Origin of the sequence: Guptibacillus hwajinpoensis, from assembly GCF_020524165.1 — a bacterium.
In the GTDB taxonomy this organism is placed as follows: Bacteria; Bacillota; Bacilli; order Bacillales; family Guptibacillaceae; genus Guptibacillus; species Guptibacillus hwajinpoensis_D.
On record NZ_JAIVKU010000003.1, the window covers coordinates 321,437 to 344,120 of the forward strand.

The window sequence follows — 22,684 nt, forward strand, 5'->3', positions numbered from 1 at the left end:
CGTTACCCCTCCACTGGCACGCGGACTTCGACTAATGTTCCCTCATCTGGTCGCGATGAGACACGAAACTGACCGCCGATTTCATCGCTACGCTCCTGCATCGAATCGAGACCGTATGCGCCTTTTTTATTTGGGTTCATCTCAAATCCTTTTCCATTATCTTTTATATGTAATAAAAACTGCTTTTTCTTAAGCTTCACTGTAATTCGAATTTCAGAAGCTTCGGCATGACGTAACGCATTCCCAAGACTTTCTTGTACAATGCGAAATAAGTTTTCTTCAATTCCTCCAGGAAGTTCCGGTAATTCATCAAGTGCTAAGTAGAAAGTTACGCCTGATTTCTTTTCAAGTTCTTCCACGAGCTTTTTAATACCCTCACAGAGAGAATCTTCTGATAAATGAATCGGGCGGAGGTGAAGAAGGAGCGCTCGCATTTCCACTTGAGCTTTACTGGCAAGGTCTGCTACATCAAGCATCTGGGATTTGGCCGTGTCACTATCACGATCTAACATTTTTATAGATGCGGAAGCCATCATATTTAACGCAAAAAGCTGTTGACTGACAGCATCATGCAGATCTCTGGCTAATCGCTGGCGCTCCTCAATAATAGCCGCACTTCTCGCTTTTTCGGCTAAATCAGCTTTCTGATTCGCCAAATTTTGAAGAGACGTGACCTGCTTCTGAAGTTTGTCAGCTAGTTCATTTAACTCGAAGCTGATTCGTCCAATTTCATCCTCTTCGGTGAACGTCATTTTTTCAGTAAATCTTCCTCTCGATAGTGTGATGATCTGCGTGGAAATGTCTTCAAGACGGGTTCGGATGGAGAGCGTATCTTTGTAGCTAAAGTAACTTCCCAATACAATCACGAGCAACATGACGAAGAGGGGAGAAAGTAAGCTAAACCAGAGCGATACAAACCCGGGTTGAAGAAATAAACTTATTTGTATAAAGAGGAAATAAAGAATTCCTGTAAAAAGAGCTGTAAAAAGAATCGACTTCAGTAATTTCCATCGCAAAGTGGATTTGTTCACATTGATTGCACCTTCCTCTAAATCCGATCGACTCGTAAATCAAGCACGGAAAAGTCTAGATAAAATACGATGCGCTGAAGAGCATCGTTAAAATCGTCTGTTTCATATGTGATGGCGTGTCCCTTCCCAACGTTATCTTGATTGTGTTTATCGATTGTTGCAGATAGTACGTGGGCGCTGCCGTCGATTCGAAAGGGAAGATCTTCTGGAAGAATGACATTAATGTCACCGACAAAGCCGGATAGATTAATGACGACTTCTTCTTCTGGAATGAGCGTCGTTGAAAAATCAAAGTCGTAATCGCATACGAAGCTCCAATCATTCATCGAGCGAACTTCCCAATTCGGTTTATTGTATGAATGGTCCCTGACAAGACTAAACCCCTGACTCTTACGAAACTGTCCCAGTATTTTAAAGCCAATCAACACAAATATGAGTGGCCACAGTTTCCAGATGCTCCATAAACTAAACTCAATGACCTTGAAACGATCCAGCACGAGAAGAAGACCAATAATGAATAACAGGGTACCCGTTGTCCATTTTTTTCGTTTCATAGAAGGCATCAATGCTTCCAAAAGATATTTTCCTCCGAGCAGAAGCAACAAAAAAGGATAAAAAAAGACAATGGCTTCCGTCATTTCCATGGAAATAATGCCGAGATTTATAAGAAGAAGAAAAATTCCCAGACCAACAAAGAAAGTTGCTGCGAGGAATCGTCCTGTTTGAATTCGTTTCATGTGATCTCCCCAATTCCTTCTGTCTCCTATGAATGAACATATTTGACAGTAGTAAGTTTATTTCCTGCTATATTCCTGAATAAGTCTCTTTCTATGACCATTTAATAGAAAATTTATCCTTATCAGGTAAGGATAAGATAGAATGGTCTCTTTTGATACTAGTTTCAATCATGAAACACTGTTACGATATTGGCAACCTGCACCGCTTAATAATAGTGTAAAGCAAGATAAAGGGTTCTGGGAGTTGCTTACGATTGAAGTTTACTCCGACTTAAGACTGAAATTTCATGTTAAAATGGAAGCGATTAGTGGAAAGTAAAGAATAAGAGAAGGATGAAGCGCTTTTAACACGAATAGATTTAAGAAGAGTAAGGTTTATTATGAGAGAGGGAATAAAATGAAACAAAAACGCATGTTTAAACTGGCCGTTGCAGGATGTGTGCTTGGCATTATCGCAGCAGTGCTCTCAAGGTTTAATGTGATACCTCTAATTCAAGTCAAAGATATTTCGTTTTTAACTGCTTTTATTTTTCCCGCATTTGCCGTACTAGGCTGTTATTTTGTGAAAACAAGACCGATTATTGGAGGATTCAGTTTGCTTGTTTCTGCAGCAGGCGGAATCATATTTTTGTCGATTTTTTATATTATACCAGCTGCTTTTCTCGTAACCTCCGGATTCTTAAGTATCTTATTAAAAGAAGAACCGCAATTAGTTGCACATAAATAACGGTCCCCGGGGGACCGTTATTTATGTTGAAGGAAGTCTCGAATAGCATTCGACGTTTCGAGCGGTCTCTCTTCTGGTATTAAATGACCGGTATGAGAGAAAACAAGCAGATCTGCATCAGGCAGGTCTTTTTTCATACGCTCTCCCACCCGGAGGGGAACAAGGCGATCATCGCTTCCCCAAATTAGTAAAGTGGGGAAATTAATTTTATTTAGCGTCTTAGTAGCCAAATCTTCCTCACGATCTCGAATGAGGCGGCAAAGCGCTAGGAAAAAGCCTTTTTCATTAAAGCTGGCAGTATACCCATCAATCACTTGTTGCGTCAGAAGTTTTCGGTCATAAACAAGATGTTCGAAATTTTTTCGTAAATTAATCGCGCTCATTGATAAGTTAAGGCAGTAGGGAAAAAAAGGGAGATACGAACAAACTCTCAATCCTAATGAAGAGGATTTAATATAACTCGAGCTACATAAAAGAATCAGTTTCTCAATTCGTTCTGGATGTTGAATGCACGTACGTAGGGCGATTTGCCCACCCATTGAATGACCAATCAGGACGGCTTTCGCAATCTGCATTTTTTCAAGCAGGCGATTTGTAAGGGCGGCATACTCGTGTAGTGAATAATGAATATCACAGCTCTTTTCACTCTCGCCAAACCCGGGTAAATCAAAACTTAACAGGCTGTATTGATCATGAAGAAGAGGGAAAAGCTTTCGGAAGCTATAAGAAGATGAAAGAAAACCGTGTATAAAGACGAGCGTCTTCACGTGTGGGTTTGGATGTTTGTAATACTCATAAGACAATGTAACCTTGTCGATTTCCACTTTTTCTTTCTTCGTTTCAAACAAACTTTTCAGCTCCTCTCCTGCAATCGCTATTTAAAGTTTGGCTTACTTATACGAAGTTTATCCTGCTTGATGTAGGAGAGAAGAACGTTCTGAAGACAAAAAAAGAGACGAGGCATTGGCCTCGTCTATCAAAAGGGGGAATATAGATAGCTTACTACTTCTGTTATTCCCAGGTGAGATGAAAAATATACGTCTTTTTTTAAATTAATAAGAAAGTAGGGATGTAATGAGCACGATTGTAATGGCTGCTGGGACAAAATAACGAATGAGACCATACCAGATTGGGAAGATCACACGTCCTATTTTTGAAGACATCATCACTTCATCCGCTAAGATCGCTCGCTTCATTTTACGCGAAACAAAGACAGAAATGAGGAGGGCGCCAATCGGCATTAATAAGTTACTTGCCAGAAAGTCCATCGTATCAAAAATCGTTCTCCCAAAAACGGAAATGTCTCCAAGTACCCCAAATGACAGGGCGGAGGGAATCCCGAGCAAGAACACGCATAAGCCTGCAATCCATGAAACTTTTTTACGCTTTCCTTCCCCTTGCGTCACTGTCGAAACGATGATTTCCATTAAAGAAAAAGCAGAGGTTAATGTTGCAAATAGCAAAAGCGCTAGGAAAACAGTGAAAAACAATCCACCAAACGCCATTTGGTTAAACACCGCAGGAAGAACGGTGAAAATCAATCCTGGACCTTCTGTCGGCTCAAAGCCAAATGCAAAGACAGCAGGGAAGATCGCAAGACCAGCTAGAAACGAAATAAGCACGTTTAAGCTAACGACGGAAACAACTGATCCGGTGAGGTCCGCTTTTTTATCTAGATAAGAGCTGTACGTCACCATCAATGAAATACCGACACTGAGCGCAAAGAAAGATTGCCCAAGGGCATCTAACACACCTTCAGCAGACAGCATCGAAAAGTCAGGTTGTAGGAAGAAGGCAACACCTTCCATCGCGCCATCAAGCGAGAGCGAGCGAACAACAAGCACAAGAAAAAGAATAAAAAGTGCTGGCATCATATAGCGACTTGCTGTTTCGATTCCTTTTTGAATTCCGAACTGCACAATAGCTACAGTGATCGCTAAGAAAAGTGCTTGTGTCAGAAGGGCTGTCGAAGGACTACCGATTATTTCGCCAAATAGCTTTTCATAACGGCTATTTGGTAGGCCAGTAAGCGATCCAGATAAGCTTCTCCCTAAGTACGTAATGACCCATCCTCCAATAACACTATAGAAGGAAAGAATGATAAAGGATGCGATTACGCCAAGGTAGCCGAGCCATTTCCACTGATCTTTTCCCGAAATGGTTTTATAGGAAGCAACTGCATTTTGTTGAGAATGTCGACCGACAACAAATTCAGCTAGCAGCATCGGCGCACCAACTAAAACGGTGAAAAGAAGAAAAACGAGGAAAAACGCTGCCCCACCGTTTGTACCTGCCATATATGGAAATTTCCACAGTGCACCAAGCCCGATCGCTGACCCAGCTGAAGCCAGAATAAACCCGAATCTTGACGACCATTGATCATTTGATTTCATCTTGTCACCTCATACAATATAGTAAGTCCAATTGAATGGCATTTTATCACTATAGCGAGCGGAAAGAATTCAGTCAATATCAAATATTCATGTATTTATTTACCACATGCTAGAAGCGTTGGTACTACTGATGTGTCGGTCATTAACTCTCTTCGTTTTATTTTGAAAATAAATGCTTTATAATGGTTTCATGTCTTGCTATTCCTTCAATAGAAGGGTAGAATTCTTAGAAAAGGCCAGTATGATGTTTTGTCTAGATTCGACATCTATGTTATACTAGTTAAGTTGAAAAAATTTGTTAGGAGTGTTTTCATGGCAGAGCAATATAACGTCGGTGATATCGTAGAAGGGAAGGTAACTGGAATTAAGCCTTTTGGTGCTTTCGTTGCAATTGACGACCAAAAGCAAGGTCTAGTTCACATCTCTGAAATTTCTCACGGGTACGTAAAAAATATCGAAGATCAACTTACTGTAGGAGACGAAGTTAAGGTCAAAATCCTTAACATTGAAGAAGGTTCCGGTAAAATCTCTCTTTCAATCCGTGCTACTCAACCTAAACCTGAGCGTCCGGAAAGAAAGCCTCGCCCAGCAGCACCAAGCGGCGGAAACAAGAAACCACAACAAACTTCTTCTCCACAAGGCTTCAACACGCTTGAAGATAAGCTTAAAGACTGGTTGAAAGAGTCTAACGACCGTCAAGCTCAATTGAACAAGCGCCTTAAGAAGTAAGTGATGACGAAAGAAGGCAGCCAGAGGGCTGCCTTCTTTTTTTCGCTTAGAAAGGAAAATGTGAAATTCAATGAATTTAGCTCTATGTCGTTGCGCGATCTGGATCATGTGAAAGCTCTTCGGTCGGCTTGAAAAGTAATGTTAGGCAATATAGTCCACTTAACCCGACAAGGCCATAAACGATTCGAGCAAGTGCCGCATTTTGCCCTCCGAAAATAGCCGCTACTAGGTCAAATTGGAAAAATCCAATGAGTCCCCAATTGATCGCTCCGATGATAACGAATGCAAGTGCGACGCGTTGTAGTGTGCTCAAAAGACACCCTCCTTTTATTAGAAAACATAATGATTCATTTATAAGATGAGATAAATTCTGTCACATTATACATTGAATCACCACATCCTTCCTTTAAGCAGATTGCTTTATTTTTAATATGGGATGAGGCATAATAAACCTGATTTGAAATAAAGGAGGACATACCATTGAATAATTTTACTTTCCAAAATCCAACAAAATTGATCTTCGGTAAAGGGCAGCTTGAAGCGCTCAAAACAGAAGTTCCACAATACGGAAAAAGAGTCCTCGTTGTTTATGGCGGAGGAAGCATCAAGAAAAATGGTGTTTACGATAGCGTAATGAACACATTAAACGAAATCGGTGCTGAAGTATTTGAACTTAGCGGCGTTGAACCAAACCCGCGCCTCACAACTGTTCATAAAGGTGTTAACATTTGTAAAGAAAACGATATTGATTTCATTCTAGCAGTAGGTGGCGGTAGTGTGATTGACTGCACAAAAGCGATTTCTGCTGGAGCTAAATATGATGGAGATGCTTGGGACTTCGTGACGAAGAAAGCATTCCCTGAAGCAGCTCTTCCATTCGGTACAGTTCTAACGCTAGCAGCAACTGGTTCAGAAATGAACCCTGGTTCTGTTATCACAAACTGGGAAACACAAGAGAAGTACGGTTGGGGACATCCTCTAGTTCACCCGAAATTCTCTATTCTAGATCCTGAGAACACGTACACAGTGCCAAAAAACCATACTGTTTACGGCATGGTGGATATGATGTCTCACGTACTTGAGCAATACCTTCACCCTGAAACAAATACAGAACTACAAGAAAACATGCAGTTCTCTGTACTTGAAACAGTGATGAATACTGCTCCAAAACTAATTGAAGATATGCAGAACTACGACCACCGTGCAACCATCATGTTGAGTGGTACAGTAGCGCTTAACCAATCACTACAGATGGGTGTTCGCGGTGACTGGGCTTCTCATAACATCGAGCACGCGGTATCAGCTGTATATGATATTCCACACGCTGGTGGTTTGGCGATTCTCTTCCCGAACTTGATGAAACACAACCTTGACGTGGACGTTGATAAGTTCAAGCGTCTTGCTGTCAAAGTTCTTGGCGTAAGCGAAGAAGGTAAATCTGATCGCGATATCGCTCTTGAAGGAATCGACAAGCTCAGCGCGTTCTGGAGCAGCCTTGGTGCACCAAACCGTCTTGCTGATTACGATATTGACGATAGCCAGCTTGATTTGATTGCTGACCGTGCGATGGCAAATGGGCCGTTCGGTAATTTCAAGTCTCTTGAGCGCGACGACGTGATGGCGATTTTGAAAGCTTCTCTATAAGATGAAAGATAGGACCGTTCCGTATTGGAGCGGTTCTTTTTGTTTGGTTTTTAATGGGGATGATTTTTAACTCATTTTCGCAATGTGTGAGAGGGGGGTTAGAACAAATGAATTTGTTCACCGCCCTCTCACACATTGCGACCTTTCAGCTTCGCTGAAAGGCGATTGAAACTCTGGTTTCAATCGAATGAGCTAAAAATCGAGCGTTTCACTTTGTTGCCCCAAGAGAAATATAAGTTCAAGTTCTAAAGAGCATATGTAACTTTAAAAAGAAATCTTCTCAGGTAATCGCTTACATGGATCGGCGTTCTTGATTTCGACTAGGTCTTGGGCTAAAGTAAAATGTGGGTACTGAACAAAAAATGATAATTGGAGGCTAACTATGACTTCGAAAGTAAGTTTTGATTATTCAAAAGCATTGTCGTTTGTTGGCGAACATGAAGTAACATACATGGCGGATGCAGTGAAGGCTGCACACGAAGCGCTACATAATGGAACAGGAGCTGGTAACGATTTTCTTGGCTGGCTAACGCTTCCGCATGATTATGATAAAGAAGAATTCTCACGCATTCAGAAATCAGCTGAGAAAATTAAATCAGATTCTGACGTACTTCTTGTTGTTGGGATCGGTGGTTCTTATTTAGGCGCTCGTGCAGCGATCGAAATGCTAAACCATTCTTTCTATAACGTACTAACAAAAGAAGAGCGCAAAACACCACAAGTTTTCTTCGTAGGAAACAACATTAGCTCAACTTACGTGAAGGATCTCTTCAGCGTACTTGAAGGAAAAGACGTTTCCGTTAACGTGATTTCTAAGTCAGGTACAACAACAGAGCCTGCCATCGCATTCCGTATTTTCCGTAAGTTTCTTGAAGAGAAATACGGCGTAGAAGAAGCACGTCGTCGCATCTATGCAACAACTGACAAGTCAAAAGGTGCGCTTAAGACACTTGCTGACGAAGAAGGTTACGAAAGCTTCGTAATTCCTGATGATGTTGGTGGACGTTATTCTGTTCTTACGGCTGTTGGACTTCTTCCAATCGCAGCAAGCGGAATCTCGATCGAAGAAATGATGAAAGGTGCTCAGGACGCGCAAGATGACCTGAATACATCTGACATCGCTTCAAACGAAGCTTATCAGTATGCAGCGGTTCGTAATGCTCTTTACAACAAAGGCAAGAACATCGAACTTCTTGTGAACTATGAGCCATCTCTACACTATTTCTCTGAATGGTGGAAGCAACTCTTTGGCGAAAGTGAAGGAAAAGACAACAAAGGTCTTTACCCTGCATCAGTCGACTTCTCAACTGACCTTCACTCAATGGGACAATACGTTCAAGAAGGCCGTCGTAGCATGTTTGAAACGGTATTGAATGTTGAGAAAGCGCGTCACGAGATCACAATCGAAGAAGACGACAAAAACCTCGACAAGCTAAACTACCTTGCTGGTGAAACAATGGACTTTGTTAACCAGAAAGCATTCGAAGGGACAATGCTTGCTCATACAGATGGTGACGTTCCGAACTTAATCGTGAACATCCCAGAAATGACGCCTTACCACTTCGGTTACCTTGCTTACTTCTTTGAAAAAGCATGTGCGGTTTCGGGTTACCTACTTGGCGTGAATCCATTCGATCAGCCAGGAGTAGAAGCTTACAAGACAAACATGTTTGCGCTTCTTGGTAAACCAGGATTCGAAAAAGAAAAAGCAGAGCTTGAAGATCGCCTTAAGACAAACGAATAGATGAAACAGAGAGAGCGCCGAGGCGCTCTCTTTTTTTTAGTCTCAGCCTTTACCCGCTAGTCACAAGCTTTAGCAGCTTACGCTTTTTTATCATGAAATTCCTCTGTTTGGACACGATAAGCGTAGACTACGTAAACAGGGAGGAAGCACCTATGATTCCAATGGATTCCGTGCTCAAAGGAAAAACGATTGAACTTAGTATTATGGAAGACAAGCTCCGTCAACTAGGCTATAGCTATGGTGGCGGATGGGAATATGATCACGGCTATTTTGATTACAAAATCGATGACGAAGACGGCTATCTTTTCCTACGAGTACCGATTAAAGCCGTGAAAAAAGAGCTTGATGCGGATGGCGCAATCGTAGAAATCGGCCAGCCGTTCATGCTCTCACATATGTACCAGGCAGGAGTGGATCCTGAAGGCAATATTGGGAATATCTCTGCATCGTTTAACCAGTTTCAAGAGCCATCTGATAAAGATGCTGATATTGACGAAAAGTGGATGAAATACGGAGAGCGTTACGTGAAAGAGCTTGACGCAGCACTCTCGCCTTACGTGTGAATCACAAGTAAAAGATCATCTGACTCAATAAGAAACGAAGGGGAGGGATTCATGACAAGATCACTTCCTCTTTTTACGCCAATCATCAGAATATCCTTTTCATTTAATTGCTGAGCCACATCACAAAAAGAATTCTCACTGAATGCTTCTGCACGCATAAAACCAAGCTGGTTTGGCTTTAAATGCGTCAACATTTCAAGCAATGTGGTTGAGATTCCGTGTGAAAAGACGCTATTCGTCATGACGGTGCTTAGAAGGTGAGCACTTTCAATAATTTCATCCGCACCCGCACGCTCTGCATTCACAATTTGCTCAGGTGATAGAATCTCAACGATTGTATATACGGAAGGATTGATTCCTTTTACAGTGAGTAGCGTAAGGATCGTCTGCATATCTACTTCCATTTCACTTTTATACTGATCCGCCGTTATCAAAACGGTATGAGCATCACTAACCTTTGCCTTTCGCAATGTGCTGTCTTCACCAGGATTACCTCGAATAAAATGAATGCCTTCTTTTTGTAGAGGGTTTTCCGTCAGCGAATGATCAATGAGGACAATGGATCGCTCCGGCTGATTGGATAAAAGCGCCTTGATCGTATGCCTACTCCGCGAATTCCACCCAACAACAACGACGTGATTGGCTCGTTCGTAGCTGCGCTCTCCGCGCCCAAGCGCTCCCTGTGTCATCACAAAAGAAGAGGCAAGCTTCGCCATATAAAATGTCATAAATCCAGCGCCAAACATAATAAATACCATCGCAACGGATTTTCCTCTTATCGTCTCAGGTGACGTGTCTCCATACCCAATGGTTGAAGCCGTTACAATCGCAAACCAAACGCCATCAAATACGCTTGGAAACATTTTCGGTTCGACCAGATGCATGACAAAGCCCATCGCAATAAGGATTAACACAATCAGAGCACCGAGTTGTAATACAGGGGGGTAGCGCGATATATAATAAACTAAGTCACGTATTCTCAAAACAAAACGCTCCTTTCTCTCCATCCATTATGCCCATCAATCACTGGAAAAAAACGACACGTGTGTGATCAATCGCAACAGGGTAAAGAAAGGATATGTCAGTTTAAAAAAGGGTGAAGAAACATGAGAGCATTATCCTCATTCCTCGTCTCGCTCGTACGCCTGATCTTCGGCATCATCGAAGCGATTCTCGGAATTCGCATATTGCTGAAACTATTCAGCGCAAATCCAGGTGCACCATTTGTGCAGTGGATCTATGACTTTTCAGCGCCATTATTATATCCATTTCGAAATATCTTTCCAACGACGGAATTCGCCGGTGGCTATGTTGTAGAATTTTCTGCAGTGTTTGCCCTTGTCGTGTATAGTATTGTGGCATCATTGATCGTACGCTTTGTGGCGATGGGATTAACGAGCCGAGAGAGAAGGTAAGAGAGGAGAAACGCTGGGGGACAGCGTTTCTTTTGTTGTTTGGACGTTGTTTATAGGACACGAAGAAACCCTCTTTTATCCAACAAGAGGGCTATTTTTAGGCTATCTATTTTACATACACTTCTCTTTCATTTAATGGTTGGGGCTCTCTTGCATTTCCATGAGGAAAATGTTCAGAGAAGGCCTCAATCTGCTGCTCCGATAGCTGGATTGGCTCTTCGAGAACGACCCAACGAACACCTTCTGAACAAGGTGGGGTTGTTAAGGAACCGCTGTAACGAAAAGTTGACATATCTTCTGGCAATAACAAGTCCAGCTTTATATTGCTGGAAAGCTCTTCTTTATTGTTTCCTGATGGAATGCTAGAAAAGGCTTCAGCTAAGACTGAATTATTTTTACCTTCTTCAATTAGAAAAGCGAGAACAGCCAGTTCACCCGCTTCATTTTGATGAACAAGGTGACCTTCCATTTCAAAATGGTTACCGTTCAATGAATTTTCACTTGGGGTATGGAAATGAAGTTGTTGTAAAGTGTATTCTTCTCCTTGTACTTCAAGACTGTTTTCCCCAGTTGGATCTGTGAGTTGAATAGTGTGTCCGTTGTTTTCTAATGAAAATGGAGTGGATTGGTACGTGAGATCAAGTGCTTCTAAATCATCGTTCAGTTCAACAGTAGAAACGTCAATGTTGATTGGAGACTGTTTTTCTCCTTCACCGCATGCCGCATACTCAGAGTGCAGCGTATGCCAATTGGATGGTCCTGTTTCACCTGCATATGACCATGTTACGTCTTCCGTTTGATCTTCATCAATTTTTTTCTCCGTTTCAGCGGAGCACCCCATTAGCATGGCGATTGATAAAACTCCGGCAGGATTAATCTTTTTCAACATTTGCATCCATCACCAACCTTACTTTAGTTCTTTACGAGCCTGTTGTCTCCTTAAAAACCATAGCACAACAAGCCCGCTCTCCAATTATTTCAAAGCACCTAGAATGGTTCAAAAGGATTTCGACCTAAACAGATCTTCACAAATTCCTTTGCTAACCCTTTTAATAGCACCATTGGCTTGGGAGGATAGAGCTATGTTATAAAAGTTGAGTCGCGACCTTAAGTGTAGTGATTTATGCAAGCTCACACTCGAATAGCATAATTCATGCTTAAATTTCTAAAAGGGCAATTTCCTTGATTTAAGTCAATGAAAGTCTTCCTCAGACAAAATACAATAGATCTAACATCAAAGTCGAGGAGGTTCTTATATGGGGTTAGGGAGAACAACGAATCAAAACATGCAGCAGAAAGCAGCTGTCGTTTCTGGTGTTGCCTTACTTGTCATGACAATTGCTGCATTTTTTTCTCAGGGTTATGTCCACAGTTCATTAGTCGTTGAGGGGGATGCGGCAACGACATTAAAAAACATCCAGGCCTCTCAAGCATTGTTTCGTCTTGAGGTACTTGGATGGTTTATTATTGTTATCATGGATTTAGTTGTGTCATGGGGGTTTTATTTATTCTTAAAGCCATTTCATGCTGGTTACGCATTATTAGCCAGCTGGCTTCGATTCCTTTATACGGTTATGCTAGCCACTGCGGTGTCCCATCTGATAGTAACTAACACGATTGTTCAACATTCAGTGGAAGCTACATCAGTGGATCGTGTTGCACAGCAAGTAATGGATGCCATCACAGCTTTTGAAGCAACTTGGTCATTTGGATTAATCATTTTTGGACTTCATTTGATCGCAGTCGGCGTGGTAGCATGGAATACAACCAGAATACCAAAAGTGATCAGCTTTCTTGTCGTTCTAGCCGGTTTCAGCTACTCGCTTATCCATTTCATGTACCAATTTATTCCCCAACTTGAAAACATTACTGGGCTATTAGAATTAATCCTTATGGTTCCAATGGTCATCGGTGAATTAGGGTTTGGGATCTGGTTATTGGTAAAAGGAAGAAAAGTAACGATGGACTAATCAACAACCCTGAGGTTAGCTATGGACCGTTTCTTAATCCGGCTTAGAGATTCTGGTTTGATTCCCAGGTAGCTTGCTAGTTGATACTGGGGGACTCGATCAATTAAATCTGGTCTTTTTTTCATTAAGTTCTGATAGCGTTCTTCTGGCGTCGAAGAAATGAAGGAGGAGAATTCATCCCTCATCGCACCCAGATCTTCTTCCATCATTTTGCGAGTCAGTTCTTCTAACACCGGGTGCATGTCGTAAGCTTCCTGCTCAGTCGATAAATCACCAACAATAAGCGTGCAGTCTTCCAAGCAGCTAAGAGAGTAGGGAGAAATTTTGTCAGGAGTATGCTGATTAAAAATCGTTACACTCTGTTCTTCTGTAAAGAAATTAAACGTATTCTCATTTCCATGTTCATCGACGCCATAAAGGCGTACGCACCCTTTTAACACAAAATAGCATTTGCTGGGGACTTCACCTTGATGCAAAAGGACCGTTCCTTTTTTAAACGTAGCAACAGGAATATCGATTGTTAGTTTTCTTAATTCGGAGTCACTTAGATCCGAGAAGCATTTCATATACTGGATAAGGACATCTTTCATCGTATTCATCTCCCTTCCCAATTCTCATTATTCTTTAGTATAGCATGATAAAAACAGAGACAGGTGGCGTAATAAAACTGGTTATTCGATAGTAAAATGAATATGTTGTGACTACGCACTCGTATACTTTAAAACAGTAACACCTAGGAGGAGATCAGATTGGACTTATTTTTATTTATATCCGTAATCGTTGGGATGACGTTTATTTTTTTATATTTCGTAATGAATTTTGACTTGAAAAAGAAGAAGTTAGAGGTAGAGGAGAAGAAACTGGAGTTGGAAAAGAAGAAGTTGGAACTAGAAGAGGCAGAGGAAGTAGGGGAAGGAAAGCTTTAAAAGAATTTAATAGTTAAAGACCCTCGATATACCTTTTGTACATTGGTGTTATATTGAGGGGTTTTTGATAGAAGGGAGGCGATTCCAAAATGAGATCAGTGCACTTTCGCATATTTCAAAAAATAAGTTGCCCTTATAATAAAAGCTATGGTAAAATAAATCTTGTCGACAGGAAATCGCTGTCATTATACGGGGCATTAGCTCAGCTGGGAGAGCGCTACACTGGCAGTGTAGAGGTCAGCGGTTCGAGCCCGCTATGCTCCACTTATACAAATTACTAGAAACCTTGTTATAGCAAGGTTTTTTGTATGACAGAGAAGTGATTATATACGTAGTACACTCTAGTTGGGGACAAAATGGGGACAAACTTAAAAAATGATAACAAATGATAACATCTTGAAAAGTATTTACCTTACTTTGTATCTGTTTTTTGCTTGCCTTCGAACAACGAGTCATAGTGATTAGCCGCTACCTGATCTGCTTCCTGTAAAGCATGTCCATAGATGTTCATGGTGGTTCTGATGTCAGCATGGCCTAAACGACTGCTAATTGTCTTGGCATGAACTCCTTTATTAATTAGGAGGGTAGCAGATGTATGCCTCAAAGCATGAAACTTAATGTGTGATAACTTGTTACGCTTCGTAAAGCTTCTCCACCAGGTGGTGACACTAGAAGGATACAAGGGCTTCCCATTCCATGATGAGAATAAAAAGTAATGCTCCCCACCTTCCCAAAGCTCGCCAGCTTGAATTCGCTCTCTATTGGTGTTTTTCTTGTAAGATTTCAACTCTTCTATTAAGGCTCCAGGTATAGAGATCGTTCTTCTTGAGTTGGCTGTTTTGGGTTCTCTAACTACATATTCGCCATTGGCGTGAGAAACAGTTTGTTTTATTTGTATTGTACTCTTTTCAAAATCAATGTGCTTCCATTCTAATCCAAGCAATTCACCTCTGCGAAGTCCTCCTGTAACGGCTAGCGAAATAAGCATCCTCCACATAGCTCTCTCACCTTGTAAACACTTGAATAACCTTATAACATCCGCTTCATTATATACTTGAACTTCTTTTTGAGTCACTTTAGGCTTCTTTACAGAAGCAACAGGGCTACTTTTAATCAATTGCCAATCTACTGCCCTTTGGAATATGTTCCTTAGAACACGATGATTATATTCTATTGTAGAAGAGGAGAGTGGTTTACCTGTTCCATCTTTCCGACCAGCTTTCTCCAAAGAAGCTAAGTAGTTGATAATGTGTATGGTTTTGATTTGATCTAGTCTCATGTGAGAAAAATAAGGTAAGATACGATTTTGTAGATGAGTATTAAAAGCTGCAATCGTCGTTGGCGCTAAATCTTTAAGGGCATACTTATTCATCCATTCTTCTACAAACCTACCAAAAACCATTTTTTCAGGAGCGATGTATTCTCCCGCTTCAATTTCCGTAATAAATTTAGCCAGCTCTATTCTAGCTTTACTCTTATTTTTGCATTTCACAGTTTTTGTGCGTTTTTTTCTCTTACCATTCTGGTCGTATCCGCTACTGCATACCAATCGCCACGAATTCTTTCCTCGTTTTTCAATACTTCCGCCCACATGAATACCTCCTTTCGTTTTTTACTGAAACCCCAGTAGACAAACTCTTCATGTCTATATAATTTAGGAGCGGGTTCAGTAAGTCATACGGGTCTACAACAATATTCTATTAAATAAACCCTCTCAATCTACAATAAAAAATCTACCATATAAAAAAATCTATACTAACGCAATTTTTTAATGCGTTTGTAATAGATTATAACAACAGCTCCTTCACACAATGAAAGTGGAAAATTCTACAACCCTTGATTGGCTACTTACCTTAAGTATGAGGTTGGGTGATGGTGCAGAATGAATCTAGTAGGCACTAAACTGTTGAAAAAAAGAAAAGGAGGCGAAGTGGTAGTTGAACAGAAAAACTCTAACCGTACAAGAAGCAGCTGCTTACATTGGTGTATCTAAAGACTTGATATATCAGCTGGTAAGGGAAGGAAGCATACCCTACTTCAAAGTTGGGACTAGAATATTATTAAAACAGGATTCAATAGATATGTGGATTAATGAAAAAGAGATGTCTTCTACAAGTGGTTAAGTATTACTAGGGTTTGTTTAGTTGGTTGACTTCAAGAATAGAAAGTGTGGCTTGTGAAGGAGCATACTATCTATTTTTAGGAATTGCTCTTATGTAAGTACTATTGAGACTAAAAAAACATTGAAGCAGTGGCTGATAATTATACATTGGCGACTGCTTCACAATAGGTGTTGGAGCACCTAATACGCTTACAAAATAATTTATATAACTATATTTGTAGATTTTAAGATTATGCCAATTAAATAGAGCAAGGAGATGAGCAGTTTACATTCCTGTTGATTGATATGAAAAAGACAATGAAGGTTAATATAATCTATTCCTTATTAAAGGAGGAAATGGCGTGGTTAAACCTAACATGTCGCTTAATGGAGAAGCTGCTATAGCTTATGCACGAAAATTGAATTGGGCAGTGTTCCCTCTTCATACACCAAACGGATATTTTTGCTCTTGTCATAACTCAAACTGTCAAAGTTCTGGTAAACACCCTCGTATAAAAAACGGTTTAAGAGCAGCATCAACTAATTGCGGCGAAATTAATAAGTGGTGGCAAAAATGGCCGGATGCAAATATAGCGATTGCAACAGGAAAAAAAAGCGGATTTATTGTTTTAGACGTTGATCCTCGACATGGCGGAGATGACTCGTTAAACCAACTAATTAATAAACATGCACCATTTCCGAATACCATTGAAGCTATAACGGGTGGGGGAGGTCGACATATATTATTTAAAGATCCAGGTCACGTTAAAAACCGAACTAACATTTTACCTGGATTAGACATTAGAGGAGAAGGAGGGTATATAGCCGTTGCTCCCTCTTTACACGTAAGTGGAAAAAAGTACGAATGGGAGTTATCCAGTAGGCCACTTGATGTCCCATTATCTGATATGCCGGAGTGGTTGTTAAAGATGATTGTTGAGCCCCTACATGGGAAGCCTAAGAAGCCAGACGATTATTGGATACAGCTTATTCAAGGAGTTAGTGAAGGAGAGCGAAACATGTCCGCTGCTTCTCTTGCTGGATACTTACTAAGGCATGGCATACCTTCTCAAATAGTATACGAGTTAATGCTCTTATGGAATGAGAGAAATAACCCACCAGAATCGATAAAGGTTATAGAGTCAACATTCCATAGTATCTTAAAAAGAGAATTGGAGCGGTTGAGAGGTAGGGGAAGAGCATGAGTTTTAACAATGGATTAATCGCAGAATACGAGCGGGAGAGAGCCGAGCGTAAGAAAGAACAACAGGTGGAGTGGCATACACCGATCCCGTTTGATGATTACGTGCTCCCTCCTTTCCCTATAGAAGTATTCCCAAGATGGTTAATCAATTATGTGGAAGGAGTAGCGGAATCGACTCAGACACCAATTGATGCACCAACTATGGCAGCAATATCTATGTTATCCACCTCGTTAGCTAAACGTTTTTATGTTCGCTTAACAGGAGAATGGAGCGAGCCGTTGAACACCTATACGATTCTAGCACTTTCCTCAGGTAATCGTAAAAGTTCTGTCTTCAAAGCGATCCTAGAGCCAATAATTAATTATGAAAAAGAGGAACGAGAAAGATTATCCAAGGAAGTATCTGAGCAAAAAGTGAAACTGAAGGCTAAACAAAAACGGTTAGAACAGCTCGAAAAGGAATATGCCAAGGATGGAAACGAAATCACGTTAAACGAAATGTGTGCTCTAGCAAATCAAATCGATGAGACAAAAGTGTTATCGCTACCTCGTCTTATAACCGAAGATGTCACACCAGAAAAACTTTCTGATTTGATGGCGGATAATAATGAGAAAATGGCCTTATTGTCTGCTGAAGGTGGAGGGATATTTAGTATTATGGCCGGACGGTATGCTTCCGATGGAAAAGCAAATATTGAAATATTCTTGAAAGGCTATAGTGGAGATTATTGTGCTGTTGATCGGATAGGTAGAGAAGCCAAGATATTAGATGAACCGGCCTTAACTCTCGGTCTTTTTATACAGCCCAAAGTGGTGCAAGACGTTCCTGTTATTTTTCAAGAACGAGGTTTAATGCAAAGGTTCTTATACTCCTTTCCCCGCTCATTGGTTGGTCATCGCAAAGTTACACCACAGGAAATAGAAGCAAACGTGAAAAGTCAGTATGTATTGAATGTCAAAAAGTTATTATGTAAGGAAGTTACAGAAGCAGTTCAGCTTACCCTTCTAGGAAATGCTAAACAAGCGGAAGAGGACTTAAGGGGCGAGATAGAAAAGATGTTTTTGGAGGGGGGCAAACTTGCGGAAATGAAAGAATGGGGCAGTAAGTTAGCAGGACAAATTATCAGGATAACTGGATTGCTCCAAGTAGCAGATCATGTACAAATAGTCCCGCTGGATGAACCAAACGCTGACACGATACCAAAACAAATAAATGAGGAAACAGTTATCAAAGCTCAGAAGTTAACTAACTATTTTATTGAACATGCTAAGGCTGCATATGGTTGCATGGGGGCAGATGAAGGTACACAAGATGCAAAGTATCTTCTGAAAGTGATTGAACGAATGGACAGACCTATTATCGAGTATAGGGAGGTTCAGAACCTTACAAGGAATAGATTTAAAAAGGCAATACAATTAAAAAATACATTATCGGTATTAGAGGAACGAGGGTTTATTCTTCAAAAAATGAATGGCCGGAAAAGATTATTAGAAGTGAATCCATACCTTTTAGAAAAGCAGAAAAGTACCCACAGTACCCACAATAATCTCCAAACCCTCTCAAGGAAGGACAAGAAATGTATAGGACCTGAACACACGTCTGAGCACAATACACACAATTTAAATAGGGATAAATCAAATGTGGGTAATGTGTATCCACGAGTACTCGGAGTGCCCACGCACCAAGACCATGAGTCACAACATAAGGAGCCAAAAGTGGGTAATGTGGGTCAAAATCGAAAGGCTAAAACAAATGGTGAGGATTTAATCATTTGATAGATTTTACAAGCATTATCCATTCAGTTGAGCAGTGGGGAGCAGAATTGCTTTTAGAAGGTAACAATATTCTAATTAAGAATGGTAAATCTCTACCTGAGCCCATTATTGCTAATATAAGAGAATATAAACAAGAAATACTTTCTATCATTATAAGGGATAATCTAGCTAAAAGAGAAGGGCTTATAGTAGGGGTTCCAGGAGAACTCTACACTATTACTTTAAGCCATAACACCAGCATTTATATTGAACACTTAGATAACGGATGGGAGGCATGGAGAGAAACTTATTACCCTTTACACCATAACGCGGTTAGTAGCAAGATAATAGCTATAGGTAGTACGTTCGACTTTGTTATTCTAAAAGTAAAGCAATACATTGATTTTTATATGAAGAAGAGAGGAGGATGAAGATGCTTGCTTGTATGTTGTGTAGAAGCGCGGAGGCGATAAAAAGTGGAGAAGATGGAGTTCAGTGGACGAAAAATTACAGCTATAAAAAAGGCAGCGTTTTTGAAAAGTTACTCGGAGAACGGCAACATAACAAGAAGCGCGGCACTAACCCAGATTGAACGCCAAAGTCATTACAGGTGGTTAAAAGAAGATCAGGTTTATCAAGATGCTTTTTATATTTCCCAGTTACAATACGCAGATAACCTAGAAGCAGAGGCAAGGCGGAGAGCTCACGAAGGCTATGAAGAGGCTGTGTACTATAAAGGGGATATCGTTGGACAGCAACGCAAATTCTCTGACACATTGCTAATATTTCTGCTAAAAGCGGCGAAGCCTTATCGCTATAAAGACAGATTCAAACAGTAAGAAAATGTACAAAGGCGGACTAGGTTTAGGACTGTTCTACAGAGGATTTGATGGTACGAGGGACTGGTAGCTGAAGCACTAAGAGGTAACTACAGCTTCTAAAAAAGTAGTGACTAGCGGGGTCACTACTTTTTTTGTTTTACAACTGCTTCAAGTATTAATAATCATCATATAGCTTTGCTTCTCACCTTGCATTATTGTGAGGTTTTCTCTATTTATCGTTCGTTAATGTGCTATAATCTAAGTGTCTTTTTACATAGCTAAGGAGGACTTGGTATGGGTATAAGCTATGATAAGTTATGGAAACTCTTGATTGATAAGAAAATGAATAAAACGGAGTTGAAGGAGCAGGCTGGAATTACATACAACATATTAGCTCGCCTAGGAAAATGCCAACCTGTAAATCTAGAAAGCTTATATAAAATTTGCAAGTGCCTCGACTGTAACATTGGAGACATTATGGAATTTGAAATAGAATAAGCGATTTTGAAAAATAGGGTGAAGGGGCTGAGCTAATGGGAAAGAGAAATTTATCTGAAGAAGATATCAAAGCTAGATATATCACACCGGCAATCACTAATGCGGGTTGGGACATAAATAAGCAAGTTCGACTTGAATACGCCTTTACGGCTGGTAGAATCATACTTCGTGGAAATATAACTGCCAGAGGAAAAAAGAAAAGAGCTGACTACGTACTTTTTTACAAAAATAACTTTCCTTTAGCAGTCATAGAAGCCAAAGATAATAATCATTCTGTGGGATCTGGTTTGCAGCAAGCGATTGATTATGCAAAAGCGCTGGACATATCCTATGTCTACGCTTCTAATGGAGATGCCTTTGTGGAGCAGAACTTGATTACCGGTGAAGTGAAAGAACTAAGACTTGAAGAATTTCCATCACCAGAAGAATTATATCAAAGATATTTAGTTGATAAGAATATCAATGAGGCTGAAGAAAAGGTTCTCTTAGAGCCTTATTATTATGTTCCTAATTATAAAACACCTAGATATTATCAAAGGGTCGCAATTAATCGAACAGTAGATGCGGTTGCTAAAGGACAAGAACGTGTACTTTTAGTTAGTGCCACTGGTACCGGTAAAACGTTTATGACCTTCCAAATGATCTACAGGTTGTGGAAATCTGGTTTAAAGAAAAGAATCCTTTTCTTAGCAGACCGCAATGTACTAGTTGATCAGACTATTTCGGGAGACTTCAAGCCTTTTAGCGGGAAGATGACAAAGGTGAAGAATAAAGATCTTGATAGTTCCTACGAGATTTATTTAGCTCTTTATCAGCAGCTTACTGGTGACGATGGAGAAGAGACATTCCGTCAGTTCCAACCGAACTTTTTTGATTTAATTGTGATAGATGAGTGCCACAGAGGGAGTGCAAAAGAAGAATCAGCATGGAGAAAGGTACTAGATTATTTTTCATCGGCTACTCATATCGGTTGTACAGCAACACCAATAGAAACAAAAGAAGCCTCAAGCCAGACTTACTTTGGTGAGCCCATTTATGAGTACTCTCTAAAAGAAGGAATTAATGATGGCTTTTTGGCACCTTATAAAGTCATCCGAATTGGATTGGATCGAGATCTTGAAGGCTATCGACCGGAAGCAGGAAAGGTTGATAAACATGGTTATGAAATTGAGGATCGGGAGTACAATCTAAAAGATTACGAACGATCTCTTGTGATTGATGATCGCACACGAGTCATAGCATCTAAAATCACAGAATTCTTAAAGAAAACCGGTCGCTTTAGTAAAACCATAGTATTCTGTGTGGACGTTGAACACGCCGAGCGTATGAGGCAAGCACTTATTAATGAAAATAAAGACTTGTATGCGGAAAATGATAAATACATCATGCGTATTACGGGGGATAATGATGAAGGAAAAGCACAGCTGGAATACTTTATTGATGAAGAAAGTGATTACCCGGTTATTGCCGTAACCAGTAAGCTAATGACTACCGGTGTGGATGCAAAAATGTGTAAGTTGATTGTTTTGGAAAATAACATCAATAGCATGACTGAATTTAAGCAGATTATTGGACGTGGTACAAGGCTTCTTGAAGAATACGGCAAGACCTACTTTACCATTATGGATTTTCGTAATTCCAGCCGACTCTTTGCTGATCCTGCATTCGATGGTAGACCGGAAGTGGTTATTGACCTTGATGGAAATGACCCAGTAGATGAACCAACTCCTCCGACAGACGGAGGTGAAGAAGGCGCTGGAGAAGAAGATGCCGGGAATGGTGGTGTTAAAGAAGGTAATGGCGAGTATGAAACTGGGGGCACGCCACCTTTTAATGAGGAGGGTGAAGATAAACCTAGAAAATATTATATAGGCGATGTAACTGTTAGGGTTCTTTCAGAGAGAGTCCAATATGTCGATAAGGATGGAAAACTCATCACTGAAAGTCTGACTGATTACACAAAGAAAAATATCATAGAGCAATATGCAAGGCTGGATGATTTCTTAAAAACTTGGACAGAAGCGGAGAAAAAACAAGCCATTATTGATGAATTACAAGACAGTGGTGTACTGCTAGATGCGGTCAGAGAAGAATTGGGCAAAACAGAGCTAGATGATTTTGATCTCATTTGTCACTTGGCTTACGATAAACCACCGCTGACCAAAAAAGAGCGAGCGGAGAATGTAAAGAAACGTAATTATCTTTACAAATATTCTGATGTTGCACAGCAAGTTATTGAAGCTCTTCTTGATAAGTACGCTAATGATGGAATTAAAGAGATAGAAGATACCAAAATACTTCAACTAAAGGAATTTGCCAAAATTGGTAGTCCAATGAAAATAGTCAAAGCCTTTGGTGGAAAAGCAGCATATCTGAAGGCAGTAAAAGAACTAGAAAATGAAATTTATTCCGCATAAGTAAAACAA

The 22,684-nt window shown here is 40.4% G+C and carries 25 protein-coding genes and 1 tRNA gene; 17 read left to right on the forward strand and 9 right to left on the reverse strand.

Annotation, left to right across the window (positions count from 1 at the left end):
• Positions 1-2 precede the first annotated feature (2 nt).
• Positions 3-1,031 (reverse strand): histidine kinase, encoded by a 1,029-nt coding sequence (locus tag LC090_RS04950; protein WP_226655807.1) that lies wholly within the window; start codon positions 1,029-1,031, stop codon positions 3-5.
• A gap of 17 nt (positions 1,032-1,048) precedes the next feature.
• Positions 1,049-1,768 carry a cell wall-active antibiotics response protein gene (locus LC090_RS04955; protein ID WP_226655808.1) on the reverse strand — a complete coding sequence of 240 codons (720 nt, stop codon included), beginning with the start codon at positions 1,766-1,768 and terminating at the stop codon, positions 1,049-1,051.
• 142 nt (positions 1,769-1,910) lie between these two features.
• On the opposite strand from LC090_RS04955, the gene LC090_RS04960 reads away from it, so the two are divergent.
• Together LC090_RS04960 and LC090_RS04965 are read left to right on the forward strand one after the other, a co-directional pair.
• Entirely contained in the window at positions 1,911-2,087 is a 177-nt protein-coding gene (locus LC090_RS04960; RefSeq protein ID WP_226655809.1) for a hypothetical protein, read from the forward strand.
• Positions 2,088-2,165: 78 nt separating this feature from the next.
• Positions 2,166-2,495, forward strand: a complete 330-nt coding sequence (locus LC090_RS04965; protein ID WP_226655810.1) for a hypothetical protein — start codon at positions 2,166-2,168, stop codon at positions 2,493-2,495.
• 17 nt (positions 2,496-2,512) lie between these two features.
• Here LC090_RS04965 and LC090_RS04970 read toward each other — a convergent pair whose 3' ends face one another.
• Both LC090_RS04970 and LC090_RS04975 read right to left on the reverse strand, forming a co-directional pair.
• Positions 2,513-3,343, reverse strand: coding sequence for an alpha/beta fold hydrolase (locus LC090_RS04970; protein ID WP_226655811.1), 831 nt, complete (start codon positions 3,341-3,343; stop codon positions 2,513-2,515).
• A 204-nt stretch (positions 3,344-3,547) separates the two neighbouring features.
• On the reverse strand, positions 3,548-4,888 hold the full coding sequence (locus tag LC090_RS04975) for a sodium-dependent transporter (RefSeq protein WP_226655813.1): 1,341 nt from the start codon (positions 4,886-4,888) through the stop codon (positions 3,548-3,550).
• Positions 4,889-5,200: 312 nt separating this feature from the next.
• Between LC090_RS04975 and yugI the strand changes: the two genes are divergently transcribed.
• Positions 5,201-5,617, forward strand: coding sequence for a S1 domain-containing post-transcriptional regulator GSP13 (yugI, locus tag LC090_RS04980; RefSeq protein ID WP_098444801.1), 417 nt, complete (start codon positions 5,201-5,203; stop codon positions 5,615-5,617).
• Between the two features lie 82 nt (positions 5,618-5,699).
• Here yugI and LC090_RS04985 read toward each other — a convergent pair whose 3' ends face one another.
• Positions 5,700-5,930 (reverse strand): DUF378 domain-containing protein, encoded by a 231-nt coding sequence (locus LC090_RS04985; protein WP_226655815.1) that lies wholly within the window; start codon positions 5,928-5,930, stop codon positions 5,700-5,702.
• A 167-nt stretch (positions 5,931-6,097) separates the two neighbouring features.
• Here LC090_RS04985 and LC090_RS04990 point away from each other — a divergent pair, with 167 nt between their 5' ends.
• The 3 genes from LC090_RS04990 (at position 6,098) to LC090_RS05000 (ending at position 9,568) form a co-directional block, all read left to right on the forward strand.
• Entirely contained in the window at positions 6,098-7,261 is a 1,164-nt protein-coding gene (locus LC090_RS04990) for an iron-containing alcohol dehydrogenase (RefSeq protein WP_226655817.1), read from the forward strand.
• Between the two features lie 382 nt (positions 7,262-7,643).
• Positions 7,644-9,005, forward strand: coding sequence for a glucose-6-phosphate isomerase (locus LC090_RS04995; protein ID WP_226655819.1), 1,362 nt, complete (start codon positions 7,644-7,646; stop codon positions 9,003-9,005).
• A 152-nt stretch (positions 9,006-9,157) separates the two neighbouring features.
• Complete coding sequence (locus LC090_RS05000) at positions 9,158-9,568, forward strand: YugN-like family protein (RefSeq protein WP_226655821.1); 411 nt, start codon at positions 9,158-9,160, stop codon at positions 9,566-9,568.
• Here LC090_RS05000 and LC090_RS05005 read toward each other — a convergent pair.
• Positions 9,559-10,551 carry a potassium channel family protein gene (locus LC090_RS05005; protein ID WP_226655823.1) on the reverse strand — a complete coding sequence of 331 codons (993 nt, stop codon included), beginning with the start codon at positions 10,549-10,551 and terminating at the stop codon, positions 9,559-9,561. The two genes, LC090_RS05000 and LC090_RS05005, sit on opposite strands and share 10 nt — an antisense overlap.
• A 123-nt stretch (positions 10,552-10,674) precedes the next feature.
• Here LC090_RS05005 and LC090_RS05010 point away from each other — a divergent pair, with 123 nt between their 5' ends.
• Complete coding sequence (locus LC090_RS05010; protein ID WP_224592567.1) at positions 10,675-10,983, forward strand: YggT family protein; 309 nt, start codon at positions 10,675-10,677, stop codon at positions 10,981-10,983.
• 106 nt (positions 10,984-11,089) lie between these two features.
• On the opposite strand, the gene LC090_RS05015 is transcribed toward LC090_RS05010, so the two are convergent.
• Complete coding sequence (locus LC090_RS05015; protein WP_226655826.1) at positions 11,090-11,878, reverse strand: carbonic anhydrase; 789 nt, start codon at positions 11,876-11,878, stop codon at positions 11,090-11,092.
• 361 nt (positions 11,879-12,239) lie between these two features.
• On the opposite strand from LC090_RS05015, the gene LC090_RS05020 reads away from it, so the two are divergent.
• On the forward strand, positions 12,240-12,953 hold the full coding sequence (locus tag LC090_RS05020; protein ID WP_226655828.1) for a DUF4386 domain-containing protein: 714 nt from the start codon (positions 12,240-12,242) through the stop codon (positions 12,951-12,953).
• Here LC090_RS05020 and LC090_RS05025 read toward each other — a convergent pair.
• Positions 12,950-13,543, reverse strand: coding sequence for a Crp/Fnr family transcriptional regulator (locus LC090_RS05025; RefSeq protein ID WP_226655830.1), 594 nt, complete (start codon positions 13,541-13,543; stop codon positions 12,950-12,952). The two genes, LC090_RS05020 and LC090_RS05025, sit on opposite strands and share 4 nt — an antisense overlap.
• Positions 13,544-13,702: 159 nt before the next feature.
• Here LC090_RS05025 and LC090_RS05030 point away from each other — a divergent pair, with 159 nt between their 5' ends.
• A complete protein-coding gene (locus tag LC090_RS05030) occupies positions 13,703-13,879 on the forward strand; it encodes a hypothetical protein (protein ID WP_226655832.1) in 177 nt (58 codons plus the stop codon).
• A 191-nt stretch (positions 13,880-14,070) separates the two neighbouring features.
• Positions 14,071-14,143 (forward strand) — tRNA-Ala (locus tag LC090_RS05035).
• A 148-nt stretch (positions 14,144-14,291) separates the two neighbouring features.
• Here the strand turns inward: LC090_RS05035 and LC090_RS05040 are convergent.
• A complete protein-coding gene (locus LC090_RS05040; protein WP_226655834.1) occupies positions 14,292-15,470 on the reverse strand; it encodes a tyrosine-type recombinase/integrase in 1,179 nt (392 codons plus the stop codon).
• 346 nt (positions 15,471-15,816) lie between these two features.
• Between LC090_RS05040 and LC090_RS05045 the strand changes: the two genes are divergently transcribed.
• The 7 genes from LC090_RS05045 to hsdR all read left to right on the forward strand — a co-directional run bounded on the left by LC090_RS05045 (position 15,817) and on the right by hsdR (position 22,675).
• Entirely contained in the window at positions 15,817-16,002 is a 186-nt protein-coding gene (locus tag LC090_RS05045; RefSeq protein ID WP_226655836.1) for a helix-turn-helix domain-containing protein, read from the forward strand.
• Between the two features lie 340 nt (positions 16,003-16,342).
• On the forward strand, positions 16,343-17,185 hold the full coding sequence (locus LC090_RS05050; RefSeq protein WP_226655838.1) for a bifunctional DNA primase/polymerase: 843 nt from the start codon (positions 16,343-16,345) through the stop codon (positions 17,183-17,185).
• Positions 17,182-18,960: a YfjI family protein gene (locus tag LC090_RS05055; RefSeq protein WP_226655840.1), complete on the forward strand. Its 1,779-nt coding sequence runs from the start codon at positions 17,182-17,184 to the stop codon at positions 18,958-18,960. The genes LC090_RS05050 and LC090_RS05055 overlap by 4 nt, the downstream gene beginning before the upstream one ends.
• Positions 18,957-19,370: a hypothetical protein gene (locus LC090_RS05060; protein ID WP_226655843.1), complete on the forward strand. Its 414-nt coding sequence runs from the start codon at positions 18,957-18,959 to the stop codon at positions 19,368-19,370. Before LC090_RS05055 ends, LC090_RS05060 begins: the two co-directional genes overlap by 4 nt.
• Positions 19,371-19,415: 45 nt before the next feature.
• On the forward strand, positions 19,416-19,778 hold the full coding sequence (locus tag LC090_RS05065; protein ID WP_226655845.1) for a hypothetical protein: 363 nt from the start codon (positions 19,416-19,418) through the stop codon (positions 19,776-19,778).
• Between the two features lie 276 nt (positions 19,779-20,054).
• The gene (locus LC090_RS05070) at positions 20,055-20,258 is read left to right on the forward strand and encodes a helix-turn-helix domain-containing protein (RefSeq protein WP_226655847.1); all 204 of its coding nucleotides are present in this window, start codon (positions 20,055-20,057) and stop codon (positions 20,256-20,258) included.
• A gap of 35 nt (positions 20,259-20,293) precedes the next feature.
• A complete protein-coding gene (hsdR, locus tag LC090_RS05075; RefSeq protein ID WP_226655850.1) occupies positions 20,294-22,675 on the forward strand; it encodes an EcoAI/FtnUII family type I restriction enzme subunit R in 2,382 nt (793 codons plus the stop codon).
• Positions 22,676-22,684: the final 9 nt, after the last annotated feature.